The sequence below is a fragment of the Desulfobacter sp. genome, assembly GCF_050177295.1.
The window spans coordinates 1-4,654 of sequence record NZ_JBFXHE010000353.1 but is presented as its reverse complement, the minus strand read 5'-3'; the positions used below and the strand labels follow the sequence as shown (position 1 = coordinate 4,654).

At 43.4% G+C, this 4,654-nt stretch carries 6 protein-coding genes; 3 read left to right on the top strand and 3 right to left on the bottom strand.

Annotated elements, in window-relative coordinates:
- Positions 1-295: hypothetical protein (locus AB7U36_RS18800; RefSeq protein WP_428161185.1), on the bottom strand; the 295-nt coding region annotated here is incomplete at its 3' end.
- A 660-nt stretch (positions 296-955) separates the two neighbouring features.
- On the opposite strand from AB7U36_RS18800, the gene AB7U36_RS18795 reads away from it, so the two are divergent.
- On the top strand, positions 956-2,602 hold the full coding sequence (locus tag AB7U36_RS18795) for a putative bifunctional diguanylate cyclase/phosphodiesterase (RefSeq protein WP_287036200.1): 1,647 nt from the start codon (positions 956-958) through the stop codon (positions 2,600-2,602).
- The gene (locus tag AB7U36_RS18790) at positions 2,583-2,897 is read left to right on the top strand and encodes a hypothetical protein (RefSeq protein ID WP_428161184.1); all 315 of its coding nucleotides are present in this window, start codon (positions 2,583-2,585) and stop codon (positions 2,895-2,897) included. The genes AB7U36_RS18795 and AB7U36_RS18790 overlap by 20 nt, the downstream gene beginning before the upstream one ends.
- A 125-nt stretch (positions 2,898-3,022) precedes the next feature.
- Here AB7U36_RS18790 and AB7U36_RS18785 read toward each other — a convergent pair whose 3' ends face one another.
- Both AB7U36_RS18785 and AB7U36_RS18780 read right to left on the bottom strand, forming a co-directional pair.
- A complete protein-coding gene (locus tag AB7U36_RS18785; protein WP_428161186.1) occupies positions 3,023-3,145 on the bottom strand; it encodes a helix-turn-helix domain-containing protein in 123 nt (40 codons plus the stop codon).
- A gap of 303 nt (positions 3,146-3,448) precedes the next feature.
- The gene (locus AB7U36_RS18780; RefSeq protein WP_428161183.1) at positions 3,449-3,559 is read right to left on the bottom strand and encodes a Tn3 family transposase; all 111 of its coding nucleotides are present in this window, start codon (positions 3,557-3,559) and stop codon (positions 3,449-3,451) included.
- Between the two features lie 207 nt (positions 3,560-3,766).
- Here AB7U36_RS18780 and AB7U36_RS18775 point away from each other — a divergent pair, with 207 nt between their 5' ends.
- The gene (locus tag AB7U36_RS18775; RefSeq protein ID WP_004070432.1) at positions 3,767-4,318 is read left to right on the top strand and encodes a hypothetical protein; all 552 of its coding nucleotides are present in this window, start codon (positions 3,767-3,769) and stop codon (positions 4,316-4,318) included.
- Positions 4,319-4,654 lie beyond the last annotated feature (336 nt).

Genomic DNA, 4,654 nt, shown 5'->3' with positions numbered 1-4,654 from the left:
GATCCGATATGGATTCAAATGCCGTGTTAAAAATATCACAAAGCAAATCAAGCGCCTTTGGTCCATTGGGCTCACTGCCGTACAAATGAAAATGGTGAAGGGAAAAATGCCGGGACTCGGTGACAATAAAGGCCCAGTTCCGGTACGGATGGGACAGTTCCTTTAAAAAGGTTTCCAGGCGGCTGACAATGCCCACATATCCTTTAAAAAAGTCAAGAAGCAGAAGATACCGTTCATCAATGGTGACGTCTGCCCGGGTATCTGAAAGGTTGACTTCAAGGGCTTTTGATTTCACAGAAATGACCTCTTTGTTCTTTTATGATGGTGGAAAAGGATTTTTAAAACGCTTTAGTTTATCATGACTGCCCTGGTTTGTAACCTAATGTTTTGGGCTAATTTCCATTTGTGCCTGGTATCAATTACAATATTTTGAAATAAGAGATACCATCGGTTTATATTTTTTTTGTAAATTGATTAAGGGTATAGTTGATGGCTTTGCCAAGAAGGCTTTTTTTTGGGGGGGGGGCACATCCATGAACTTTCGACGTGCGTGTATCCAGCAAGCAACATGAATGTCTACTCCAATTCGGTGAAACTGTTTTTCCTGTCGGTAGAAAGGCCGCATCCTTTATTATCGCTTTCAGTTCGGTATCCAATTTTTCCAATTGATTTTCTTTTCCCGGAATTATAACATGCCAAAATAACGCCAGGATCAATAACATTCATTACAGCAAATGGGGCCTTTATTTTTTAGAAACTCCCTAAGTACATCTTGTTTTTGTGATAAGCGGTTGTAATTTTCTTAAATCATTATGAGTTTCAAGCTGGGAAGCCATTTTGCGAAGACAGATTTTCCCTAAATGTTTAATTACACCCAAACTGCTGGCATAAGAAATTTCTTATTGCTGATTTTGTTCTTTTGTGCATTTAGACCCATTAATCTAAGAAACTTATTATGGAAAGCGTCAGTCAAACCCTGAAAACCAATCTGAAAATCATGAACTCACGGGTGACAAAGCATGCCATCTATGGAGTGCTAATTGCTGTTGTTGCACTGGTACTTGCCACGCTGATTTCCTGTCACATGCAGTATGCTGCCATCACTATAAACTTTCTTATTGAGACCCAAAAGAATACTCCTACTCTTTGGTTTCTTAATGCCATGCCTTTTATTTTTGCCTTCTGGGGTCAATATGTCAGCTCCATCATGGCGTATGAGGCAAGTACGATGCTCATTGACCAGACGTCTGATCTGAGAAAACAGACTGCCGATCTGGAGTATAAGGCCGCCCATGACGCCACCCACGATCATCTAACAGATTTACCAAATCGCGTACTCCTGAAGGACAGACTTGAGCAGGCCTTGCACAGTGCTATACGTGACGATAAGAAATTAAGCCTGTTTTATATGGATTTGGAAAACTTCAAGGAGATTAATGATACACTGGGTCACTACAGTGGGGACAGGTTGCTGAAAAATGTTGCCCTGCGTCTGAAAGGGCTCATCAGAAAATCCGATACCCTGGCTCGATCGGGTGGAGATGAGTTTGCCCTGCTTATGCCGGTGATTGAGAATAGTGAAGATGTTCACATCATTTTGCAAAAAATCAAAAACGCTTTCCTGGCTCCCTTTGTTATTGAAGGATTAAAACTTGTGGTACAGGCAAGCATTGGTATCGCCATATTTCCGGATCACGGCAAGGACGGCGATACCCTAATGCAGCGGGCCGATGTGGCAATGTATGCTGCTAAAGAGGACAGTAAGCGGTTTACCATATACTCTACCAAGCTTGACAAACACAGCCCCCATCGCCTTACCCTAATGGGAGAGTTGCGCCAGGCCATTGAAAACGACGAGTTGCTGCTTCATTTTCAGCCAAAAATAGATGTGAAGAGAAGGGATGTGAGTGGCGTTGAGGCGCTTGTCCGGTGGCAGCATCCCGAGCATGGATTCATGCCTCCGGATGAGTTTATTCCCCTGGCTGAACGGACAGGACTCATCAAGCCTTTATCCATATGGGTTTTTAAGCATGCCTTGTCCCAGGCAATTAAGTGGCATGAGAGTAACCTTAAGCTGACTGTTGCAGTCAATCTGAGTCCCACGACCCTGCTTGACGCCGATCTGCCGGACACCATTACCGGAATTCTGGCCCAATATGCATTGCCGCCAGAGTTTATTATTATAGAAATCACTGAAGGAACGATCATTAAAGATCCAGATCGTGCTTTGGAAATATTGACCAGACTGTCAGATATGGGGATTAAAATTTCTATTGATGATTTCGGCACGGGCTATTCGTCATTGGCTTACTTAAAAAAATTACCGGCATCTGAAATTAAAATCGACAAATCGTTTGTCATGGATATGCTCAAGAATGAAAGTGATGAAGTCCTTGTCCGGTCGACCATTGACCTTGGTCATAATCTCGGCCTGAAAGTTGTTGCCGAAGGTGTGGAAAATAAAAACACGGCAGCACGACTCAAAGCCATGGGCTGTGATGTGCTGCAAGGGTATTATTTCAGTAAACCCTGTAGGGGTAGTGAGTTGACGGAATGGGTTCGTACTCTGCACAACGACAAAAATGCCAACCCTGAGATTTGATCACACAACGGTTTGCATCAGCACCTCAGAAATTGAAAGGGTATGCCCAGTATGTCATTGCGAAAACTCAACTGGTTGGATAAATCTGAAAACCGAGGAAGAGAAAGAAAAATTTATTTTTTATGTTTTTGAGCATGACAAAGGATACAACAGGATTATTGAGTGCATAGATAGCTGGTTTGCAGGAGTGCGACCTCGTGAAGAAGATGCTCCCGACCTTCAGCGTTTAAAACAGGAGAAGGGTGCAGGAGGGCTTCAGAAAGGTATCGGTAAAAAAGCCGCCAGATTTTGTTAATGCGTGATATACCATCCTCTGATGGTGCATATCAGGTTGAATACATCGGAATGGCAAAAATGTTGCAAATTTATAGGCCCAATGACCATATAGGGGTCTGCTCACGAAACGGAAAAAATAACCTGCTAAGACGAAGGGTGTGCTGAAGCTGGAACCCACCTGTATAATGTTGGGATTGAAACACCTAAATTTTGTGCTACATCACGGGCCGGGACTCCATTTGACAGCAGCTTCTTTGCCGATTCGATTTTGGGGTTTTTGGCACAATGCGCCGAAAAGGATCATTCCAGTATACCCTGTGTTTTCTGGCCACTACAGCTATATATTTTCGACATCTGTTGAATGATCTCGTTCATATTGACAGGCTCAGGATGTTTATTGAACTCATAGCGCCCGTGAAGATTGATATGCTGCCAGGCAACAGGAGAGACTTTGACGAGCCAGGCAGAGTTTTCAATATTTCCGGCGTTGTTCATGTGGTCGAGAAGACCTTATAATATAGCGGCGTTATAGCAGATAATGCAGTTGGTTATCAGACGGCTGCATTTTTCTCAGACCTGTTGCTCGTATTCTCTCTTAAAACGCAGCTTCCCGAAATTGGCATAGGCCACAGTCTGACGTAACTGATGATAACTCTCACCGCGATTCAGTACCCGTTGCACATCATGTGTAGCTTAGCAACTGGTTCAAATTCTGGGGTGCATTATACTTTTTTTTAATCCCTGCCTTGACACAGGTTCCAGCTTGCTTATCTTAACCGACTCTTATAATATAAGATCACTATCTATCGAAACCGTATTCAATTGAAAATTAAAATCTAAACCGTTTTTTTTTAATCTGGTGAACATTTAATGTGAGGAGTAAGAACCATGAATAATGATCCGTCTCAATTTACACTGTACAGTGGCGGGCACAGAGGCGCTGAAGCCGAATTTGGAAAACTTGCAGAGAAATACGGCGTCAAGGAGGTTAATTTTTCCTTTGAGGGTCATACGATTGAAAGGGATACAGGCATACGGATGCTGAACCAGGAGGCGCTTGAAAAAGGGAATATCTCAATGGATATTGTCTCGGCCCGTCTGGGCAGATCCTTTTCAAAAGGCAATAAAATCAGAAAGGTTATCCAGTCCATTTTTCATATGGTCAATAACGGATACCAGGTTTTTGCCGTGGGGTGGATCCTGCCGGACAAGACCGTTAAGGGCGGCACCGGATGGGGTGTGGAGTTGGGCAAACTGTTCAACCGTCCGGTTTTTGTCTATGAACAGGACAGGAAGGCCTGGTTTTCCTGGGTGAATAATGAATGGCAGATGGCCACCCCCGTGATTCACCATAAAAACTTTGCAGGAACAGGTACCCGGAATCTTACCGACGATGCTGCCGCTGCAATGCAGGACCTATTCGAGCGCAGTTTCAAATAGCGTGTGTATGGCAGAAAAATTTGTAATACTGATTGCAAATTTTTCTGCGCTTTGCACCTGGGCAACTTTATCTAAACGGGAGATTAGATATTGTGGCTCATTTTAAATCCTGTCCTAAAATTGCGACCAAAAACAGGACAGAGAATTCATGTGCAATGGTCAAGAAGCCTGAAAAATAGGGAAAGACCAGGAAGCGAATTAATGGCCTCCCCCAAATCCGTTATAATCAGGATTTTGCAAGCACAACGTTTTGTATATCGGTATCGATTTTTTTTCGGTAGCGGGTGATGGCCGATTCGTTGGACATAATCATATCCAGCTGACGGGTGTGCATGA

Bases quoted from the DNA above. Each gene is read 5' to 3' on its own strand.
- AB7U36_RS18795 (WP_287036200.1), top strand. From the start codon at position 956: ATGGAAAGCGTCAGTCAAACCCTGAAAACCAATCTGAAAATCATGAAC.
- AB7U36_RS18790 (WP_428161184.1), top strand. From the start codon at position 2,583: ATGCCAACCCTGAGATTTGATCACACAACGGTTTGCATCAGCACCTCA.
- AB7U36_RS18775 (WP_004070432.1), top strand. From the start codon at position 3,767: ATGAATAATGATCCGTCTCAATTTACACTGTACAGTGGCGGGCACAGA.